Source organism: Plantactinospora sp. A48, assembly GCF_055793945.1.
This window is the reverse complement of the sequence record NZ_JBTIXF010000065.1, coordinates 1-19,238: the sequence shown is the minus strand read 5'-3', so window position 1 is coordinate 19,238 and position 19,238 is coordinate 1. Positions and strand designations below refer to the sequence as shown.

At 73.0% G+C, this 19,238-nt stretch carries 15 protein-coding genes; 6 read left to right on the top strand and 9 right to left on the bottom strand.

All coding sequences use genetic code 11. The features are described from left to right. Positions 1 to 93: 93 nt before the first annotated feature. The 3 genes from ACXN5W_RS25215 to ACXN5W_RS25205 form a co-directional block, all read right to left on the bottom strand. Positions 94 to 975, bottom strand: a complete 882-nt coding sequence (locus ACXN5W_RS25215; protein WP_473160856.1) for an acyl-CoA thioesterase — start codon at positions 973 to 975, stop codon at positions 94 to 96. Next, positions 972 to 2,420, bottom strand: coding sequence for a pyruvate kinase (pyk, locus tag ACXN5W_RS25210; RefSeq protein WP_473160855.1), 1,449 nt, complete (start codon positions 2,418 to 2,420; stop codon positions 972 to 974). The genes ACXN5W_RS25215 and pyk overlap by 4 nt, the downstream gene beginning before the upstream one ends. A gap of 317 nt (positions 2,421 to 2,737) precedes the next feature. Continuing rightward, on the bottom strand, positions 2,738 to 3,127 hold the full coding sequence (locus tag ACXN5W_RS25205; RefSeq protein ID WP_473160854.1) for a YciI family protein: 390 nt from the start codon (positions 3,125 to 3,127) through the stop codon (positions 2,738 to 2,740). 195 nt (positions 3,128 to 3,322) lie between these two features. Between ACXN5W_RS25205 and ACXN5W_RS25200 the strand changes: the two genes are divergently transcribed. Beyond that, the gene (locus tag ACXN5W_RS25200; protein ID WP_473160853.1) at positions 3,323 to 4,657 is read left to right on the top strand and encodes a low temperature requirement protein A; all 1,335 of its coding nucleotides are present in this window, start codon (positions 3,323 to 3,325) and stop codon (positions 4,655 to 4,657) included. Between the two features lie 82 nt (positions 4,658 to 4,739). Here the strand turns inward: ACXN5W_RS25200 and ACXN5W_RS25195 are convergent, their stop codons facing one another. From ACXN5W_RS25195 to ACXN5W_RS25185, 3 genes are read right to left on the bottom strand one after another with little or no spacing between them, the layout of a single operon-like run. Further along, the gene (locus ACXN5W_RS25195) at positions 4,740 to 8,183 is read right to left on the bottom strand and encodes a helicase HerA domain-containing protein (protein ID WP_473160852.1); all 3,444 of its coding nucleotides are present in this window, start codon (positions 8,181 to 8,183) and stop codon (positions 4,740 to 4,742) included. After that, positions 8,183 to 8,935, bottom strand: a complete 753-nt coding sequence (locus ACXN5W_RS25190; protein ID WP_473160851.1) for a hypothetical protein — start codon at positions 8,933 to 8,935, stop codon at positions 8,183 to 8,185. The genes ACXN5W_RS25195 and ACXN5W_RS25190 overlap by 1 nt, the downstream gene beginning before the upstream one ends. Positions 8,936 to 8,939: 4 nt before the next feature. Beyond that, complete coding sequence (locus ACXN5W_RS25185; protein ID WP_473160850.1) at positions 8,940 to 10,010, bottom strand: endonuclease domain-containing protein; 1,071 nt, start codon at positions 10,008 to 10,010, stop codon at positions 8,940 to 8,942. A gap of 145 nt (positions 10,011 to 10,155) precedes the next feature. Between ACXN5W_RS25185 and ACXN5W_RS25180 the strand changes: the two genes are divergently transcribed. Then, complete coding sequence (locus ACXN5W_RS25180) at positions 10,156 to 10,971, top strand: TIGR03089 family protein (protein ID WP_473160849.1); 816 nt, start codon at positions 10,156 to 10,158, stop codon at positions 10,969 to 10,971. A gap of 83 nt (positions 10,972 to 11,054) precedes the next feature. Here ACXN5W_RS25180 and ACXN5W_RS25175 read toward each other — a convergent pair whose 3' ends face one another. After that, entirely contained in the window at positions 11,055 to 11,420 is a 366-nt protein-coding gene (locus ACXN5W_RS25175; RefSeq protein WP_473160848.1) for a cupin domain-containing protein, read from the bottom strand. Positions 11,421 to 11,524: 104 nt separating this feature from the next. Between ACXN5W_RS25175 and ACXN5W_RS25170 the strand changes: the two genes are divergently transcribed. The 4 genes from ACXN5W_RS25170 (at position 11,525) to ACXN5W_RS25155 (ending at position 15,337) form a co-directional block, all read left to right on the top strand. Then, positions 11,525 to 11,878 carry an ArsR/SmtB family transcription factor gene (locus ACXN5W_RS25170; protein WP_473160847.1) on the top strand — a complete coding sequence of 118 codons (354 nt, stop codon included), beginning with the start codon at positions 11,525 to 11,527 and terminating at the stop codon, positions 11,876 to 11,878. Then, positions 11,875 to 12,144 (top strand): hypothetical protein, encoded by a 270-nt coding sequence (locus tag ACXN5W_RS25165; RefSeq protein WP_473160846.1) that lies wholly within the window; start codon positions 11,875 to 11,877, stop codon positions 12,142 to 12,144. The genes ACXN5W_RS25170 and ACXN5W_RS25165 overlap by 4 nt, the downstream gene beginning before the upstream one ends. 118 nt (positions 12,145 to 12,262) lie before the next feature. Further along, complete coding sequence (locus ACXN5W_RS25160) at positions 12,263 to 14,770, top strand: MMPL family transporter (RefSeq protein WP_473160845.1); 2,508 nt, start codon at positions 12,263 to 12,265, stop codon at positions 14,768 to 14,770. Positions 14,771 to 14,791: 21 nt separating this feature from the next. Further along, the gene (locus ACXN5W_RS25155) at positions 14,792 to 15,337 is read left to right on the top strand and encodes a GNAT family N-acetyltransferase (protein WP_473160844.1); all 546 of its coding nucleotides are present in this window, start codon (positions 14,792 to 14,794) and stop codon (positions 15,335 to 15,337) included. Positions 15,338 to 15,468: 131 nt separating this feature from the next. Here ACXN5W_RS25155 and ACXN5W_RS25150 read toward each other — a convergent pair whose 3' ends face one another. Continuing rightward, the gene (locus ACXN5W_RS25150) at positions 15,469 to 15,957 is read right to left on the bottom strand and encodes an effector-associated constant component EACC1 (protein ID WP_473160843.1); all 489 of its coding nucleotides are present in this window, start codon (positions 15,955 to 15,957) and stop codon (positions 15,469 to 15,471) included. Between the two features lie 14 nt (positions 15,958 to 15,971). Beyond that, entirely contained in the window at positions 15,972 to 18,278 is a 2,307-nt protein-coding gene (locus ACXN5W_RS25145) for a M48 family metalloprotease (RefSeq protein WP_473160842.1), read from the bottom strand. Positions 18,279 to 19,238 lie beyond the last annotated feature (960 nt).

Here is a 19,238-nt window from a genome sequence, read left to right as displayed (position 1 = left end):
ACCAGTGGTTACCGAATTGGTCAGCGGGCCAGGCTACCGGACCGGTGCTTTCCGGATGGGTGGCGGCTGGTTCGCGGACCGGCGACCCGTTGGTCAGCCGCCGACCCGGCGGAGCAGGCCCTCCTGCACGGCGCTGGCGATCTGCCGGCCGTCGACCGTGAACATCCGGCCGGTGGCCAGGCCCCGCGCCCCGGAGGCCGACGGGCTCCAGCAGTCGTACAGGAACCACTCGTCGGCCCGGAACGGCCGGTGGAACCACAGCGCGTGGTCGAGGCTGGCCCCGACCACACCGCCGGGGCCCCAGACCTCGCCGTGTACCGAGAGCACCGAGTCGAGCAGGGTCAGATCCGAGGCGTACGTCAGGGCGCACGCGTGCAGCAGCGGGTCGTCGGGCAGCTTCCCGTCGATCCGCATCCACACCCGCTGGTACGGGTCGGCCGGCCGGCTGCCGGGACGGACCCAGCCGGGCTCCCCGACATAACGGACATCGATGGGCCGGGGGATCTGCCCCCAGATGCCCAGCCGCTCGGGGTAGCGGGCCAGCCGGTCGGCCATCGTCGGCACCTCGTCCGGTGGTGGCACGTCGGCCGGGGTGGGCGCGTGGTGGTCCAGCCCCTCCTCGGTCCGCTGGAACGACGCGGACATGAAGAAGATCGGTTTGTCGTGCTGGAACGCCACCGAGCGGCGTACCGAGAAGGACCTGCCGTCCCGGACATCCTCGACCCGGTACTCGATCGGCTCCACGGGGTCACCCGGCCGGACGAAGTAGCCGTGCAGGGAGTGCACGAACCGGTCCGGCACGACCGTCCGGCCGGCGGCGACCAGTGCCTGACCGGCGACCTGTCCCCCGTACACCCGTTGCGGGCCCACCGGCGGGCTCATGCCGCGGAAGGTCATCTCCTCGACCTGGTCCAGGTCGAGGACCTCCAGCAACTGGTCCACCGCCGCCTGACCGACGAGGACCTCGTCGGTCACCGGCGCCCCCGCGCGTCGCTGGCGTTGACCAGCGAGCCGAGCTGGTGCACCCGCAGGGTGTTGGTGGAGCCCGGGGTGCCGGGCGGGCTGCCCGCCACGATCACCACGTAGTCACCGGGGGTGGCCCGGTCCAGGCCGAGCAGCGCCTGGTCGACCTGCCGGAACATGTCGTCGGTGTGCTGCACGAACGGCATCAGGAACGTCTCGACGCCCCAGCACAGGGCAAGCTGGTCGCGTACCTCCGGCACCGGGGTGAAGGCCAGCAGCGGCAGGTCGCAGTGCAGCCGGGACAGTCGCCGGACGGTGTCGCCGGTCTGCGAGAACGCGACCAGCGCCTTGGCGCCGATGTTGCGGGCGATCGCCGAGGCCGCCGAGGTCAGGGCGCCACCGTGGGTACGCGGGTCGTGCTGCAACCGGGGTACGCCGATCGAGCCGGCCTCGGTGGTCGTGACGATCTTGGCCATGGTGCTGACGGTGAGCACCGGATACTTCCCGACGCTGGTCTCCCCGGAGAGCATCACGGCGTCGGCGCCGTCCAGCACCGCGTTCGCGACATCCGACGCCTCGGCCCGGGTGGGCCGGGAGTTCTCGATCATGGAGTCGAGCATCTGGGTGGCCACGATCACCGGCTTGGCGTTCTCCCGGCACAGCTGCACGGCGCGCTTCTGGACCAGCGGCACCTGATCGAGCGGCATCTCGACGCCCAGGTCGCCACGGGCCACCATGACCCCGTCGAAGGCCGCCACGATGGCCTCCAGGTTCTCCACGGCCTCCGGCTTCTCGACCTTGGCCAGCACCGGACGGTAGATGTCCAACTCAGCCATGATCGAGTGGACGAGTTTGATGTCCTCGGCGCTGCGGACGAACGACAGCGCCACCAGGTCGGCACCGAGCCGCAGGGCGAACCGCAGGTCCTCGGCGTCCTTCTCCGACATCGCCGGCACGCTGACGGCGACGTTCGGCAGCGAGACGCCCTTGTTGTTGGAGACCGGCCCGCCCTCGGTGACCAGGCACCGGATGTCGTTGCCGACCACCGTGCTGACCTCGACCGCGACCTTTCCGTCGTCGATCAGCAGCCGGTCGCCCGGCTTCACCTCCTCGGGCAGCTTCCGGTAGGTGCAGGACACCCGTTCCTTGCTGCCCAGGATGTCATCGCTGGTGATGACCACGGAGTCGCCGGTCCGCCACTCGTGCGGGCCGTCGGCGAACCGGCCCAGCCGGATCTTCGGGCCCTGCAGGTCGGCCAGTACGGCGACCGCCCGGCCGGTGGTCTCGGCGGCCCGGCGTACCAGGTGGAAAACCTTCTCGTGATCCTCGTGGCTCCCGTGGCTGAAGTTCAGCCGGGCCACGTCCATGCCTGCCTCGACGAGGCCACGGATCCGCTCCGACGAGGAGGTCGCGGGGCCCATCGTGCAGACGATCTTCGCGCGGCGTGTCACGCCCATGAGGCTAGTCTCTCCCCCGGATCGGCCCGCCGGCCGACCCCTGTCAAAATTCGGAACAACTGCCCAACACCGGACAACGCTCCGTGTGGTGTGACCGGCGGTTGGCCACGCCGGCGGATGGGTGCTGCGGGCAACGACGACCGCACTTCGCGAAGCGTACTCGCGACGACTACCGCCCGGCGCACGGGACCGCACCCGAGCGCCCGGCCGGGCTTTCCGGAAGCGGAGCCGGAACGGCTGGCGCCGAAGCGCGGGACCGGGCGTTCCGGCGCCGGACGCGGGGCCGCAGCGGCCGGCGCCGGACGCGGGACCGGGCGTCAGAACTCGTCGGCGCCACCCGGGAACGCCTGGTCGGCCGCCTGCGGGAAGGTCAGCGAGCCCGCCGGCGACAGGAACGTCAGCACGTCGACCCGGTACAGCCCGGCCTGCACGCCGGGGTCGGCCTCGACCAGCAGCCGCACGTCGTCCACCGAACCCGTGCGGCACAGCCCGAAGCCGCACGGCGGGTCGGGGTTGCGGGCCCTGCCGTCAACCGCGCCGGCCACCAGGATCACCCCGCGATCATGCAGCTTCTGCAGGTACGCCGCGTGCTCGGCCTGGATCCGGCGGGCGGTCTCGGGCTTCAGCACCCGACCGGCGGGCCCGGGGTAGAAGACGATGCACTCGTACGTGTCCAGCGCGTAGTCGACCTCCGGCACGTCCGCCATGGCACCCCCTCGACCGCCCGCGTGTCTCGAACCCCACGGGATCCGCCAGTCCCCCGCGTCGAGGGTGTCATGCCCCGACCGTCCGGCGGGGCGGGTTTCCGAGGGTGGGTCCCGGTGTTCCCGGGGCGCCCCGGTCGGCCGATCGGTATCGGTAACCACCCGCGCGACGGCGTGGCCGACCGGAAGACTGGGCCGATGGGCAGGGGCCAGGAACCGGGCGCGGGGGAACGTTCCCGCGTCGACGCCGGGAGCCTCCGGTTCCGGTTGTTCGTGCCGAGCGCGCCCGGTTCCCGGGTGACCCGGTTGGAACTCTTCCACGACCTCGTCTTCGTCTTCGCGTTCATCAACCTCGCGACCACGCTCTCCCACCGGGTGACCGCTGGCACGCTGCTGGCCGGTGCCCTCGTGCTGGCCCTGCTGTGGCGGTCCTGGAGCAGCTTCGCGAATCTCGGCAACGCGGTCCGGGCCGATCACGGAGCGGTACCGATGATCGGCGTGATAACGATGATCTTCGCCTTCGTGCTCGCGCTGTCGATCCCGGAGGCGTTCCTGGACCGGCCGGGGGGACTACCCGGGCCGGCCGTGTTCGCGGCCTGCTACCTCGGCGTCCGGGTGATCACCACGATCACGTACTGGCTGGTGCCCGGCACCGCGGCCCGGATCAGCTGGCGGATCTGGGCCTTCCTCGGACCCGGCCTGGTCACGGCCGCGCTGATCATGGCGGCCGGGCTGGTACCGCAGACGGTCGCCGATGGTCAACACGCCACCCGGATCCGCCTCGCGCTGTGGCTCGCGGCGCTGCTCATCGAGTACGTCGCCGGGTTCACCCTGCCGTACGCGGGCCTCACGGTGATCTCGGCCGGGCACTGGGCGGAACGGCACGCCCAGGTCGTCCTGATCGCCCTCGGCGAGTCGCTGGTGTCCCTCGGCGTCGGTGCCGGGCGGAGCCCGCAGGTGGTCCTCACGTGGCGGGTGGTCGTCACCGCCGGGCTGGGCGTCGTGCTGGTCGCCATGCTCTGGTGGCTCTACTTCGACACCCTGGCCGGTTCGGTGGAACAGGCCGTGCACGGCATCCGGGACGCCCGGCGGGTCCCGCTGGTCCGGGACGTCTACACCTACCTGCACCTGCCGCTGATCGGTGGGGTGATCGGCACCGGGCTCGGGCTCAGGCTGTTGATCGGCGTGGAGGCCGCGGCGGGCCGGTCGCAGCCGTACACCGTCGAGGTCGCGGTGCCGTACGCCGGGGTCGCGCTGTACCTGCTGAGCACCGCGGCCATCGCGTGGCGCACCTTCGGCCAGTTCCGGTACGCCTCGATCGGCACGGCGGCGCTGCTCGCCGGCCTGGCCGGACCGGTGGCCGGGCTGCCGGTGCTGGGGGCGCTGGGCCTGCTGACCGGAATCTGCGTGTGCCTGACCCTGGTCTACCGGTTCGGCGGCACGGCGGACCGGACCCGGGTGCGGGAGTCCGCGCTGCACGAGCAGCAGGCGGTGGAGGCCGCGACCAACCGCTGGCGGCGCCAGCACCTCTGATCACCACCACCGCCCCGCCACAACGCGCCCGCCGCCCGCCGGCCCTTGACCGCACCACCGGCGGTGCGGCATGGGCCCCGTCCTACCGGCGGGCCCGGTCCAGCACCTCCTCGGCGGTCAGCGGGCTGCGCGGGTGGTACGTCAGGCACAGCGGTGCCCTGATCTTCTCGAACTCGGCACCCCCGACGGTCAGATAGAACTCCCCGGTGCCCAACCGGGCGATGTCGTCGACCGCACTGCCCCGGGCCCGCGCCATCTCCTTGGCCGCCTGGATCTGCGCGGACGCGTTCAGCAGTCCGAAGAACTGGGTGGCCGCGTTTCCGGCGATCCGGTTGTGCAGCCCCTTGGGTGCCTGGGTGGCGAAGACCAACCCGAGACCGTACTTGCGGGCCTGCGCGGCCAGCGCCAGGCTGCTCTGGGTACATGCCGTCAGCGCGCCCGACGGCGCGAGGGTCTGCGCCTCGTCCATCACGAACAGCCCGCCCAGCGGACGGTCCCCGGCGGGATGCCGCTTGATCCACGCGAACAGCGCCATCTGCAACTGGTTGACGAAGCCCTGCCGCTGGTCCTCACCGGGCAGACCGATGAGGCTGATCACCGAGACCCGGGCCCGCTTGCCCGGCGGCGGGGTGAGCAGCAGCCCGGGATCCACCGGGGCGCCCTCGCCGCCGAACAGCGGGTCGTTGACCATCGCGGCGGTCAGCGCCTGCCCGAGATCGGCCGCGATCCGTTCCGAGTTGTCCAGCTCGCTCACCCCGTCGGGCAGCGCCGCCAGCAGCCCGACGAAGCCGGACAGCGAGCTGCCGCCCCGACGGCCGTACCAGATCAGCGCCCGCCGCAGCACCGCCTGGGCGAGCTGAGCCCGGTTGGTACGGCCGTCGACGCGGGCCCGTGGCGCCAGCGCCGCGACGGCGGCCTCGACCGCCTCGCCGAACTCGTCGGGGTCGTCCCGGACACTGGCGAAGTCGGGCAACGGCTGGAAGCTCAACGGACGCCCGGAACCCCGGCGCGGGGTCCAGACCACCACGTCGGTGTTGGCCAGGTAGTCGCGGGCCAGCTCGGCGTCCCCGCGCGACCACCGCTCGGGCGGCTCGGGCCACGGGTCACCCAACCGGGACAGGTCGTTGTTGGGGTCCAGCACGATGGCCGACACCCCACGCAACGCGCACTCCTCGACCAACCGGCGGATCAGCACCGTCTTGCCGGAACCGGAGCCCGCGAAGATCACCGCGTGTTTCCGCAGTTCCTCCAGCTCGATCCGGACCGGTCCGGATCCGCCGACCCGGTGTCCGACCGGGATGTCCGGCGCGGTGTTCCGCGCGTCGGCCTCGGCGGCCGGCACCACCGGCCCGGCCGTCGGCACCACCGTGCCCAGCACCGCTGTGTCCGACGGCGCCAGGCCCGACGGTGGCACGGCGGCTGACGGCTCCACCGGGCTGGCCGGCGACACCGGGACGGCGGCCGGCGGCGGTGTCACGGTGGCCGGCGGCGACGTCGCGGTGGCCGGCGCCGTGGCCGGTGACGACGTCGCGGTGGTCGGCGGTGTCGCGGTTGCCGGCGGCGCGGCCGGATCGTCCAGGGCGTCGCCCGGAAGGGTCTGGCGGAACAGCTCGACACCGGTTGTCGGGCGCCGGGCGACGAGCCAGGCGGCGAGGTGCGGCGGATCGTCGGCCAGCAGCCGCCGCAGCGCGGCGAGGATGGTCAGGTCGGCCTGGGACACCGGCAGCACGCGCCCGCCGGCCCGCCGGAACTCGTCGACCGCCGCCCGCGTCTTCGGGCCCTTTGACCAGGGCTTCCCACGCAGGACGACCAGCTTGCGCTTCGGTACCCCGGCCGCCAGGCCGGCCATGGTGGCGGCGGCCCGCAGTCGGGTGAGCGCGGCGATGGCGTTGTCCGCGGCGATCGCCCGGAACGACCAGTGCGCCTCGTCCTCGACGGTCTCGTCCAGCTTCTCGCGTAGCCGTGCGTGCAGGACCGGGCGGCCGGAAGGGATCCGATCCTGGCTGAACCGGGCGCCAGAACCGGCACGTTCCCGGATCCACGCGGTCAACCCGGCCGCCAGCAGCGCCGGCATGACGGCGTCCTCGGTGGCGGCGGCCAGGGCGGCGCTGCCGTCGGCGGCCCGGCGCAGTTCGGCGAACCGCCGGTCCAGCGCCGCCAGGTCCGCGTCCGAGCCGGCACCGGACCCGACCACCGAGCCGGCGCCGGACCCGACCACCGGCCCGGCAACGGACCCGAGAGCCGGGCCAACGCCGGAACTGACAGTGGCGCCGGGGGCCGGGCTGGTGTCCTCGCCCGCCGGACCGGCGGAGGTTCCCGACTCCGGGGCGGCGGACCCGGTCGTCGTGCTCAGCCGGTCCAGCTCGATGACCTGGTCGACCAGCAGGCAGTGCTGGATGTGCGCGTCGATCCGGCGCAGCAGCTCACGGGGGGTGAACTCGGGCGCGTCGGTGAAGGCGGCACGCCGCACCGGCCAGGTCGGGTAGGGCGGCACCACACCGACCTCGGCGAGGTGCCAGGCGAATCGCCGGGCCACCAGATCGTGGCCGATCTCGGCGGTGGGGATCCGGGCCAGCGTCGGTGCCATCCGGAACCGGTCCGGAACCGTGTTGGTGGCCCGTTCCTCGATCAACACCCAGGTGCCCGGCAGGCAGGCCACCACGGTCACCGTGCGGCGGGTCAACTCGCGCAGCGACATCAGGCCGTGCGCGACCCGGTCGAGCAGGAGCGACTCGGTCACCGGGCCGGCGAGTCCCGTGTCGCCGGATCGGGGCGACTGAGCCAGCAGGGTGTCGATCTGGTCCACCGCGATCACGGTGGGCCCGGTGAGCGCCAGCAGCCGGGAGATGTCCCGGACGATCTCCTGGGCCGACCGCACGCCGGTACGGAATCCCCACCGCGTCCGTGGGTCCGTCTCGTCCACGTCAGCCGACAGCAGGTAGGCGTACCCGATGTCCTGAAGCCCCAGGTCCTCGGTGGCGAGCAGGGCCAGCGCCCGCGCGGTGTCCTGGCATTCGCGCCCGACCAGCGGATCGTGCCGGCGCAGGTGTACGACGAACGTCTCCAGCAGTTCCGGGTCCAGCTCCCGGTCACCGGCGACCGCCCGGCGCACCGTGCGGGGCGCCCCCACCGCCGAGGTGAGCCGGCGCAGGAAGAGGTGGAGCTGGCTGGCGTCGTCCTCGGCCGGCCGGGCCAGCCCCTCGCGCATCGCCACCACCACGGCCGGCCAGAAGTCGTCCGCGTCCAGCAGCCCGACCAGGAAGAAGTACCCGCCCTCGCGACACACCTGGGCGCGTACCGCGCCGAGCACGTGGGTCTTGCCGGCGCCGCCCTGGCCCCGCAGCACCACCCCCAGCGGGCTCGGTCCGGCGCTGGCCCGCGCGTCCGCGACCCCGGCCAGTACGGTGTCGACGATCCGCGCGTGCAGTTCGGGTACGTGGTACGGCGCCGGTTGCCAGACGTCGTCGGCGGTGGGCGCCCAGTGCAGTCGGATCGCCGCGAGTGCCTTTCGATCCTCCTCGGTCATCACGCTCCGATCGCCAACAGATGGTTGTCCCGGTCCCCGATGCTCACGGCGGCCTGCCGGTCCGCGTCCGACAGCGTCTTCTGGTTGGCCTCGGGGATCAGGTTGACCTCGGGCGACCGGTCCATCCGGCGCAGGGCGGCGTCCACCGTGGACCGGTCGACGTCACCGAGCAGGGGCCGCAGCCGGCGCAGGCTCACCCAGTCACCGGGGGCGCCGGCCAGCCTCCGGTAGGCGGCACGGATCCGTTCCTCCAGCCCGGCGCCGTCCGCCGGGCCCGCCGCGTCGTCCACCACGCCCGCCGGGACCGCAAGGTCGGCCCGGCCCGCGGCACCGTCCACCGGGTCCGCCGCCCGCTGGCCGGGCACCGATCCGGCGGCCGGCGTCGGGCTCGCGCTCGGCTCGTCGTACGGCTGGAAGACTTCGCCGAGGCCGAAGCCGGCGCGGTCCATGTGCCGGTGCAGCCCGGCGAGCACCGCGTAGAGCGCCCCGCCCAGCGGCCCCGGCCGGACCGGGGTGGCCGCGCCCAGCTCGTCGCGGCACCGGCGCCAGCCGCGATCCTCCAGCGCGAGCAGCAACCGGCGCCGCTCGGTCCGGCTGGAGATGAGCTTCAGGTCCGTCAACCGGCGGCGGTTGGCCGCCTTGAGTTCGAACCCGAACCGGCTCTTGAGCTCCACATTGGGCACCTCACCGGCCTCGGCCATCAGCACCAGCAGGACTGCCATCTCGACGTTGGTCAGCTTCTCGTCCGCCATGTCGTCATCCTTCTCCCTGGGTGGGCCGGTCCGGGCGGCGGGCCCGCAGGCAGCTCGCTATCTGCCCGACCACCGCTGTCACGTCGTCGATGACCTGGTCGTTGGTGAAGCGCAGCACGGTGAACCCGGCCAGTTGCAGTCGAACGTCGCGCTGCCGGTCGGCCGCGAACCGGACCGCCTCCCGGTGCTCGGGACCGTCGATCTCCACGACGCAGCGTTCCGCCGCCCACAGCAGGTCGACCCGTACCGGGTTGGCCAGCGGATCCGGGTGGTAGGTCCGGTTCCAGGCCCGGTCCGCCGCCCAGGGGTGGCGGCTCAGCGCGGCCTCCAGGGTCCGCTCGGCGCGGCTGGCCGGGTGGGGCCGGCCGGCCGGCGCGGGATAGTCCAGCGACGCCTTCGACAGGTCTCCGGGCCCGTGCCCCGGCTCCCGCGCCACCCCGGGGCCCCGAGATGACCCGGGGTCGGGGACCGGCAGCCCGGCGGGCAGCCGTACCCGGACCGTCGGCACCCGGTCCACCACGGCCAACGGTGCGCCGGTCAGCCAGACCCCGAAGCCGCCGTGCCGGGCCAGCCACTCCGCGCCGGTCACCAGCATCGTCTCGCGGGCACCGTCCAGCCCGGGCGGTACGTCCACCAGCAGCGCCACCGCGTCCCGGCGGTAGCTCGCGGCCAGGGTCCGGGCGAGTCCGGCGGCCCGCACCTCGGGCGCGAACCGGGCGGGTGGCCGCCGGTCGCCGTGCAGCGCGGCGACGGCGAGGTCGGCCAGGAACGGCCCGAAGTGGGCGCTGCCGGCGGCCAGCCGGGCGGCCAGGGCCCGGACCGCGGTCGCTCCCACACCGCCCGGCTCGATCCCGGTGGCCTCGGGCAGCCAGGCCGGGTACAGATCGAGCACGGCGGTGTGCAGTCCGGCCAGCACGGCGGCGACCAGCGCCGCGGCCGACGGCTCGGTGAGCCCGGTACGGTATCGCGCGATCGCCGGGGCGGCCTCGGGCAGCGGGTCCGCCGCGACGGCCAGCGCCTCGGCGGAGGTTCCGGTCAGCCGCACCACGCGCCGGGTCGGCAGCTCGACCCACATGGCGCACCACCCGCCGATCAGGTTGCTGGATCCCGGCGATTCTGCCGACCGGCGCGGACCGGTCGCAAGGTCTCGTGGCGACACCGGGACCGTCCGAAATCCGTCAGTTCCGGGCTCTGGACAGCCGGCCGGTAGGGTGTCGGGCATGGATGCGCTGGCCGTCGAACACCCTGCCGAACTGTTGGCCGGACCACCCGGACGGCCGCTGCTGACGTTCTACGACGACGCCACGGGCGAACGAACCGAGCTGTCCGCCACCGAGTTGGGTGACTGGGCCGGTCGCTGCGCCGCGCTGTTGACCGATGGCTGTGACCTCGGACCGGGTGATCGGGCCGCCGTGCTGCTGCCGCCGCACTGGCAGACCGCCATCGTGCTGCTGGGTGCCTGGTCGGCCGGGGTGGCCCTGTCCTACCGGTCGGCGCGGACGGCCGGGCTGTCGGAACCGGGTCCCGGCGTCGACGAGCCACTGGACGCGGTGTTCGTGGCCCGGCACCGCCTGGAGGACTGGCTGGAGAACGTGCCGGCCGCCCGGCACCGGTTCCGGCTCGACCTGACGCCCGCCACGCCCGGTCGGGAGACACCGGCCGGATACCTTGAGTTCCTGTCCGAACTGGCCCGGTACGCCGACCGGCCCGACGGGCCGGGCGCCGGTGGGAGCGATGGCGGTCGCGGCGGCGGGAGTCGGCGGCGTGGTTCCGCGGCGCGGCCGCGCCGGGACGATCCGGCCAGCGTGGACGGCACCAGTTTCCGTGAGTGGGGTGCGCTGGCCGCCGGGGTCGCGGCGAACCAGGACCTGTGCCGTGGCGACCGGGTGCTGATGGACGCCGCCGAACGCGACCACCCGGTGTTCTGGCTGCTGGCGCCGCTGTCGGTGGGCGCGTCGGTGGTGCTCTGCGCGAACCTCGATCCCGCGGCCCTGCCCGGCCGGATCGCCGCCGAGGGCGTCACCCGGGTCTGCTAGGGCCCGAGACCCGGGGTTTCCGGGCGCGGATCGGGGTTCGGTGCCGCGGCGTCGAGCCCCGGCCGCGACGGCCGGTCAGTTGATCAGGGTCGCACCTTGTAACCGGGTACGGACGGCCAGCGCACGGTCAGCACCACCGATTCCTCCTCGGCGTACCAGGAGTGGTCGACGCCACGCCCCCAGACCACGTACTCGCCGGGCTTGGCCAGCACCACGTCGCGGCCCGGGAACTCCATCCGGAACCGGCCGCTGATCAGGATCAGCAGGGCCCGCCGCGTCTCGCCGGCGACCCAGGCGGCGCGCCGTTCCCCGATCGGGTGCATCCCCCACTTGATCTCGACCTCGTCGCTGTGCCGTGGATCGCCGGGCGGCCTGAAGTGGCCCAGCAACCAGCCGTGGTCGGCGGGCGCGTCCACCCCCGCGTCGCCGACGTACACGCTCTCGATCATGACCGGCGAGGCTAGCAGCCGCTCGGCGCGGGACCACCGCGAACAACAATTACACGATCGAATATGCATGTGCTAACTTTCCTTGGCATGTGCAGGATTTGGTTATGACGGCGGATCCACCGAGCGGCGACGACCTGATCCGGGTCTTCGCCACGCTGGCGAACCCGCACCGGGTACGGGTGGTGGCGGCGCTGGTCGAGCGACGCGGCTACGTCAGCGAGCTGGCCCGTCGACTCGGCATCAGCCGGCCGCTGCTCCAGGTCCACCTGCGCAAGCTCCAGGCGGCCGGCCTGGTTTCGGCCACATTGGAACTGTCCGAGGACGGGAAGGCCATGAAGTTCTACGAGGTGACCCCGTTCGCCTACACGATCACACCGCGCGCCGTCGCGGACGCGGCACGGACGCTCACCGTCACCCCGACGGCGGAGCCGGGCGACGAGGAGGAATCAGGATCATGAGCGGGCACGCCTGGGCGGAGGTGGCCGGCGCCGTCGGCATCTTCGCCCTGCTCACCACGGTGATCAGCGTGACGATCGTGCAGGTCGCCACCACGCTGCGAGCCAGGGCCGCGTTGGCCCGGGAGGCCGAGTACCGCCGGCTGGCCGAGACGTCGACCGAGACCGGGGCGGCCACCGAACGCCGCCTGGCCGCCCTCGACGAGCATCTCGCCGACCTGCGGACCCGGCTCGGCTCGATCGAGCGAACCCTGCGACAGGTCGAGTGACGTGGTGCCCGGGCCGGCGAGTGGCCGCTCGCCGACCCGGGCGTGGAAGAGGTATCGCCCCGTCCCACCCGGGACGGGTTCTGCTCGCTTCGCTCTCCCACCGAAAGGACAGCACGCCATGCCGCGTACCGGCAAATCGGGTCTGCATCCGCCGGGCCCGACCCTCCCACCAACCCCAGCCGACGACGTTCCCGGCAGCTCCGGCCCAACCGGCCACGGCGCCGGCAGCTCCGGCCCAGCCGACGACGTTCCCGGCAGCTCCGGCCCAACCAACCACGGCACCGGCAGCTCGGCCTCGTCAGGCGACGGTCAGACGCCGGTCCGGCCGCCGCTGCTGGAGCGGATCGTCGGCTGGTCCGTGCGGCACCGGGCGCTGGCCCTCGCCGGATGGCTCGCCCTGATCGCCGTGGCGATCCTGACCAGCGCCGCGCTACCCGGCGACGACGCCCGGGCCACCGACCCGGGCGACTCCGGTCGCGCCCAGCTGGCGCTGCGGGACCAGCGCGGTTACGAGCCGGTCCAGGAGAGTGTCCTGGTCCAGTCCCGCGACCCAGCGGCGCCCGCCGTGGCCGACGACCCGACGATCGGCGCCACCGTCACGGACCTCGTCACGCAACTGCGCCGCAGCGACGGCGTCACCGAGGTCGGCTCCCCGTTCGAGGCCGGCGGGGACCGGCTCCGGTCCCCGGATGGCCGATCCCTGCTGGTCACCTTCCGACTCGGCGTCGACGAACGGACGGTCCGGAACTACGAGCGGGCGGTCGCCGCCGTCGCGGGCGTCGCCGGACGGCATCCAGGGGTCCGCGTCGCCCAGGCCGGCGACCGCAGCCTGGCCCAGGCCGTGGACCGGGGCGTCAGTGACGACTTCGGCCGCGCGGAACGAATCTCGCTGCCGCTCAGCGCGCTCATCCTGGTCGTGGTGTTCGGCTCGCTGGTGGCGGCCGGACTCCCGCTGCTGCTCGCGCTGACCACCGTGGCCGGCACGTTCGGACTGCTCACGGTGCTCGCCCGGTGGGTCCCGGTGAACAGCGCCAGTTCCTCGATGGTGCTGCTCATCGGGGTGGCCGTCGGCATCGACTACTCGCTGTTCTACCTGCGGCGGGTCCGGGAGGAACGGGCGGCGGGCCAGCACGTCAGCACGGCGGTGCGCACCGCCGCCCGTACCTCCGGGCACGCCGTGGTGGTCTCCGGGCTGACCGTGATGATCTGCCTGACCGGCCTGCTGCTGACCGGCATCGACAACTTCAAGGGGCTGACCGCCGGCGCGGTCCTGGTGGTCGGCATGGCGATGGTCGGCTCGGTGACCGCGCTGCCCGCCGTGCTGAGCCTGCTCGGCCCGTGGGTGGACCGCGGCCGGATCCCCTGGCTGGGCCGGCGGCGCACCGCGGCCCGACCCTCACGGCTGTGGTCGGGGATCGCCCGCCAGGTGGTCCGACGACCGGCGCTGACCGGCGGTACGGCGGCGCTGGCGCTGGTGGTGCTCGCGCTGCCCGCGCTCGGGATGCGGCTCCAGGACGCGGCGCCGACCGACAGCCTGCCCCGCACCGTGCCCACCGTCGACGCCGCGATCCGGATGAACGAGGCGTTCCCCGGCGCGGCCACCCCGGCGCGGGTGGTGATCTGGCGCCCGGACGGTGGCGAGGTGGCCAGTGCCGAGGTCCGGCAGGCCGTCGCCGAGTTGCGGCACCGGGCGGACAGCGGCGGGCCCATCACCGTGGTGCCGGTGGACCGGGCCCTGGTGGTCCGGGTTCCGCTGGCCGGCTCGGGTACCGACGCGACAAGCGACCGGGCCCTGCGCCAGCTGCGTGAGCGGACGCTCCCGGAAGCGTTGGGTGGGCTGGACGGGGTGGACTACGCGGTCGCCGGCCGCACCGCCTTCGCGTACGACTTCACCGGGCGGGTCCGCGACCGGATGCCGGCGGTGCTCGTCGCCGTGCTGGTGCTGGCGTTCATCCTGCTGGCGGTGGCGTTCCGGTCCGTGGCGATCCCGGTGGTGTCGATCGTGCTCAACCTGTTGTCACTCGGCGCCGCGTACGGGGTGCTGACCTGGGTCTTCCAGGACGGGCACGGTGGCTCGGCGCTGGGCTTCCGCGGCTACGGCGGGATAGTCGACTGGCTGCCGCTGTTCATGTTCGTGCTGCTGTTCGGGCTGAGCATGGACTATCACATCTTCGTGCTCAGCCGCATCCGCGAACGGTGGGCCGCCGCGCGGGCCGGCCGGACCGCCGACCCGGCCACCACCGATCGGGTCGCCGGATCAGCCCGCACCGATCGGACCGGCGGCTCGGCCACCGTCGTTCGGGCTGCGATCGTGGACGGCGTCGGCCGCAGCGCCGGGGTGGTGAGCAGCGCGGCCGTCATCATGACCGTGGTCTTCTCGGTCTTCGTCACGCTGAGCGCCATCGAGTACAAGATGCTCGGGGTGGGCATGGCCGTCGCCGTGACCATCGACGCCACCGTCGTACGCGGGGTGCTGTTGCCGGCCGCCCTGGCCCTGCTCGGCGAGCGGAGCTGGGACCGCTGGACCGGCGCCCGCCTCCGCCGGACCCCGGCGGCGCCCCGGTGGTGGGGACGCCGGAACCCGGTCGTCCGCGACACACCGGGTCGCCTAGGGTCCTCGGCGTGATCGGCACCGGAGGGAGCCCAGATGTACGCCGTCCAGCTCACCGAGAACGCGCAACTGCGCCCGCTCGAACCGTGGCAGGCCGAGGAGTTCTTCGCCAACATCGAGCGGGCCCGGGAGACCGTCGATCCGTGGATCCCGTGGGCCAGCTTCAGCACCGACCTGGAGTCGGCGCGGGCAACCCTCCAGCGGTACGCGGACATGCAGGCCCGGGACACCGGCCGGATCTTCGGCCTCTGGCTCGACGGCACCCTGGTCGGTGGCCTGATGCTGTTCCGGTTCGACGCGGCGAACGGCGGTTGTGAGCTGGGCTGCTGGCTCGAACCGGCCGGCGAGGGTCACGGGCTGGTCACCATGGCCGCCCGGCGGCTGCTGGACTGGGTCTTCCGGGAGCGCGGCCTGCACCGGGTGGAGTGGCACACCTCGCCGGCGAACGTGCGCAGCGGCAACGTCGCCCGGCGGCTCGGGATGACCCTGGACGGCACGCTGCGGGAGGCGTTCCCGTACGCGGGTCGCCGACAGGACACCCAGGTCTGGTCCCTGCTGGCCACCGAGTGGACCGCCGGCTGACCTGTGGTGCCTGCCGCCGACTGACCTGTGGTGCCGGCGGCTGACCTGTGGTGCCGGCGGCCTGGCCGGCGGCAGCCGGGTCGGTGGTGGCCATGCCGGCGGCCGAGCCGACGGCGGCCCGGCCGGTGGGTTCAGGACGCCGGTCCCGGCCGGGGAGACTCTCCCTGGCCGGGACCGACGCCCGCGCCGGTATCGGGACCCGAACCGATACCGGGGTCGGTGCGACCGCCCGGCGGCGTGACCACGTGGTCGAGGCCACGCCGCACCTCCGCCAGCAGCCGAAGTGGATCCGTACGGCCGGTGACCTGCACCTCCAGCTCCGAGTCACCCACCCGCATCCGGATGCTGGTCTCGGACCGTTGTCCGGCCAACCAGGTCTTCAGCAGGTCGAACAGCCCCGGCAGCAGGCTCTCGGCCACCACCGCGATGATCACCGCGTCGCTGAACCCGGCCCGCCCGCCGGTCCGCCGCCCCGTGTCCCGGACCGAGGTCCGGAACTCGGGCCGCTGGTGGAGCCAGTCGATCAACGACGTCCGGCCGGGCTGTCCGGGCGCGGTGATGACGAGGCGTACGGGCTGCCTCCCCGGCCGGATGTTCCCGGGTGTGGCGGTGCCGGTCATGGTGCTCTCCCGGATCATTCGTTGGGCTGGAAGGTCAGGTCGTCGCCGACGACGGTGATCGTGCCGTTGACGGAGAAGTCGGACTGGTCCTGGAACGGCGTACCCCCGTAGAGCTGGGCGCTCCGGCCGGTCACCCGCGCGACTCCCTGGGCGTCGTTCGGGGTGGACACCCGGGCGGTGGCGGGGTTGACCAGCTCGACGACGGCCTGCGGGTATTTGGTGATCTTCCAGCTGATCTGCTGCGGGTTCTCGCCGTAGTAGGAGTAGCTGAACGGGCAGCCGGCCGGTGCCGCCACCCGCTGCGCGGCGCATCCGTCGAGGTACCGCTTGATCGCGTCATCCGCCTTGGCCCGCGCGTCCTCGCGGAGGGTGGGGCTCAGGTCGATCTGCCCACCGTTGCTGGCGAAGTTGGCGAACACCGTCCGGGGCGCCATCTCGCTCAGCGGGTTGGCGGTACCGGCCAGCACGTACCCGCCGGGTGGGACGACCACGGTGGCGCCCTCCGGCAGCGACACCTGGACGCCGTTCAGTTGGACCTGGGGTGGTGGTTGATCGTCCGTCTGGTCTGCCACCTGGCCACCGGCGAAGCTCAGGTTGCCCAACCCGTCGGCGAGGTGCCAACCGTGGAACAACCCCATCGTGGTCTCGGCGTCGCGGCGCAGCGTCACCCGCTGCTCCACCGGCGTACCGGCCAACTTGTACGTCACGACCGCGGTGGCCCGGTCGTCGTCCCGGTCCACCTGGCGCACCGAGACGTCGGTGGGCGGCTGGTAGTCCTTGGACTTGACCAGCCGGACGAGGTACGGCTCGGCGCCGAGCGACGCCCGCTGGTCGGCGTCCAGCCGATCGAGCGCCGCCTGGCCGTCATGGTCGGCCAGGGCCGAGAAGTACCCGTGCACCGCGTCGGCGGGCTGGAAGAACGTCCACTGCACCACGCCGAGCATCGACGAGACGGCGCAGCAGGCCAGCACCGCGGCCGACGCGATCAGCCAGGACCGGCGGGAGCCGAAGGTGCTCGGCCCGCCGAACAGGTCGGCCAGGCTGGGCTCCGATCCGCCCTCCGCGGTACCGGACCCGGTGACGCCCGCCGGCACCGTCGCCTCGTCCGGTACGTCCTCCGCCGCCAGCTCGATCTCCTCCAGCCGGTCGAGCCGCAGCTCGTTCGGCGGATGGGTGGCGCAGACCGCCTCGTCCCAGCCGCTGCGGCCGATCTCGAACGCCTTCCGGTCCTCCAGGATGGACCGCAGACCGGTCAGGTGCCCGGTCAGTACGGCACCCAGGTCGGCCCGGTACTCGGCCTGCCGGACATCCCGGGCGTGGAACGGCATCACCACGTACTTCATGGTCAGCAGCACCGGCCAGAAGAGCAGGAAGACCACGAAGTTCGTACCCGGGTGGGGGAACCTGCGCATCAGCCAGGTCGGCACGGCGTGCACCAGGAACAGCGGCAGCGCCACGCCGCGCAGGAAGGCCGAGGTCACCTCGTCCCCGGTCCGCCAGTGCACGAGTTCGTGGCTGAGTAGCGCCGCCATCTCGTCCGGACCCTCGGCCAGCAGCCCGGTGGTCACCACGATGTGCCGGGAGTAGGCCCGGGCGTTGGTGAGCGGCTGGTCCTCGATGAGCAGCCGGGGCACACTCGGCAACTCCAGCCCACGCGCGCACTCGTGCAGCACCGGTACCAGCGTGGCGGCTTCTCGTCGACTCAGCCGGCGGGCGCCGGAGACCCCGAGCAGCCACGGCTCGAGCAGCACCCGGTAGAGCGTGTAGAGCAGCCCGACCAGCGCCGCGGCCACCACCACCCCGGCCAGGCCGGTGATCAGCGTCGCCGGCTCGTCGAGCGTCGCCCGCCACGGCAGGATCACGATCGCCAGGAACCCGCCGACGAAACCGACACCCACCCCGGCCAGGCCACCCAGCACCCCACCGGACCGGACCACGAACGTGTCCAGCAGCGTGCCGACCAGCGGTACGTCCAACAGCTCGGGGGGCAGCACCTTCGGGGTGCCGAACCCACCGGCGTAGAAGCCGGCGGCGCCCAGTCCGATCGCGCTGGCCACGGCCGACAGCAGGGCGACCGGCAGGTAGAACCAGGTGGCGATGAACGCCCCGAGTGCCCCCCGCCAGTCCCGCACGATGCCCGCCCGCAGCCAGACGAACGCGTTGGGATAGCCCGGTGGCCGGTGCGAGAACCGACCTTCGGCCGGACCCGTCCCGCCGGGGTCCACGCCGCCGGTCAGGCCCGGGTCGGTAGCGCCAGCCACCGGTACGGCAGACCGGGGCGGTTCGGAGGCCGGCCGCGTGGCCGGATCGTCGTCCTGCACGGTGATCTCCCTGGTGGGACGCCATCAATGGCAATGGCGGTGGCACAGCCGGAAGGGGTTGGAGCCGAAAGGTCCACGATGGCCGCCGAAAACCGCCGGCACAATGTCGGCACGATACTAGCGCCGCCCAGCCATTGCCAGATCCCAATTTGCATACGGGCCGTGGAAGTTCCACGAAACGTACCCTGGGATCCACGCCGGCCGCACTCGACACGCTCCCGGGTGGATACGGCGAGCTGCCGGCGGCTTCCATCGCGATGACCCACAAGGTCCGTGGCCACAGCGGATTCATGGATCCTAAGTGGACAAAGGGCGGCCGGTCCGGTGTCGTCGAGCGGGACGACGAGCCGGGCTGAACAATTCCGGTGGCCACCGGATCCGCGTCATCTCTGGCCGTCCGGACCGCGCCATTCCGACCGGCGTGGTGGACTCGAGCGTCCATTCAGCCATCGGCGGGAACTCCGATGGGCCGTCAATGAATCGCATTTCCGACAGTGAACCCGACAGCGGATGCGACCACGGTGACCACGGCCGTCATGGGTGACCGGCCGGCGCGGCCGCCGGCTGGATGAGGATGGTCGGCCAGGCGATGGCCCGATTGGCCTGGTTCGAGCAACTTGCCCGTCGGGACGATCGGTGCCGCGTCCACGGCGGACAATGATCGATTGTGAGCCCGCGACCGCCGTACCTCAATGAACCCGCCTGTGACGCGGTCCGCGCACTGCAACGCGCCGGCCGGTGGGCTGACGCCCTGACCCGGCTGCCGGCCGGACCGGCCGGTGATGTGCTCCGGGCCGACCTGCTCGTCGACCGGCACCAGTGGCGACTCGATCCGGTCGACGAGGCCGTCGCGGGGGGGGGGGGGGGCGGCATCCGCAACCACCCCATTCCTGGCTCACCCCCGGGTTCGCCTTGCGCACAAGGGGCGGCTCTTTTTAAGAGTGGGTGGGCTCTCCTCCC

Coding starts and splice junctions, on each gene's coding strand:
- pyk (WP_473160855.1), bottom strand. CDS start 2,420: ATGGGCGTGACACGCCGCGCGAAGATCGTCTGCACGATGGGCCCCGCG.
- ACXN5W_RS25205 (WP_473160854.1), bottom strand. CDS start 3,127: ATGGCGGACGTGCCGGAGGTCGACTACGCGCTGGACACGTACGAGTGC.
- ACXN5W_RS25200 (WP_473160853.1), top strand. CDS start 3,323: ATGGGCAGGGGCCAGGAACCGGGCGCGGGGGAACGTTCCCGCGTCGAC.
- ACXN5W_RS25195 (WP_473160852.1), bottom strand. CDS start 8,183: ATGACCGAGGAGGATCGAAAGGCACTCGCGGCGATCCGACTGCACTGG.
- ACXN5W_RS25190 (WP_473160851.1), bottom strand. CDS start 8,935: ATGGCGGACGAGAAGCTGACCAACGTCGAGATGGCAGTCCTGCTGGTG.
- ACXN5W_RS25185 (WP_473160850.1), bottom strand. CDS start 10,010: ATGTGGGTCGAGCTGCCGACCCGGCGCGTGGTGCGGCTGACCGGAACC.
- ACXN5W_RS25180 (WP_473160849.1), top strand. CDS start 10,156: ATGGATGCGCTGGCCGTCGAACACCCTGCCGAACTGTTGGCCGGACCA.
- ACXN5W_RS25175 (WP_473160848.1), bottom strand. CDS start 11,420: ATGATCGAGAGCGTGTACGTCGGCGACGCGGGGGTGGACGCGCCCGCC.
- ACXN5W_RS25170 (WP_473160847.1), top strand. CDS start 11,525: ATGACGGCGGATCCACCGAGCGGCGACGACCTGATCCGGGTCTTCGCC.
- ACXN5W_RS25165 (WP_473160846.1), top strand. CDS start 11,875: ATGAGCGGGCACGCCTGGGCGGAGGTGGCCGGCGCCGTCGGCATCTTC.
- ACXN5W_RS25160 (WP_473160845.1), top strand. CDS start 12,263: ATGCCGCGTACCGGCAAATCGGGTCTGCATCCGCCGGGCCCGACCCTC.
- ACXN5W_RS25155 (WP_473160844.1), top strand. CDS start 14,792: ATGTACGCCGTCCAGCTCACCGAGAACGCGCAACTGCGCCCGCTCGAA.
- ACXN5W_RS25150 (WP_473160843.1), bottom strand. CDS start 15,957: ATGACCGGCACCGCCACACCCGGGAACATCCGGCCGGGGAGGCAGCCC.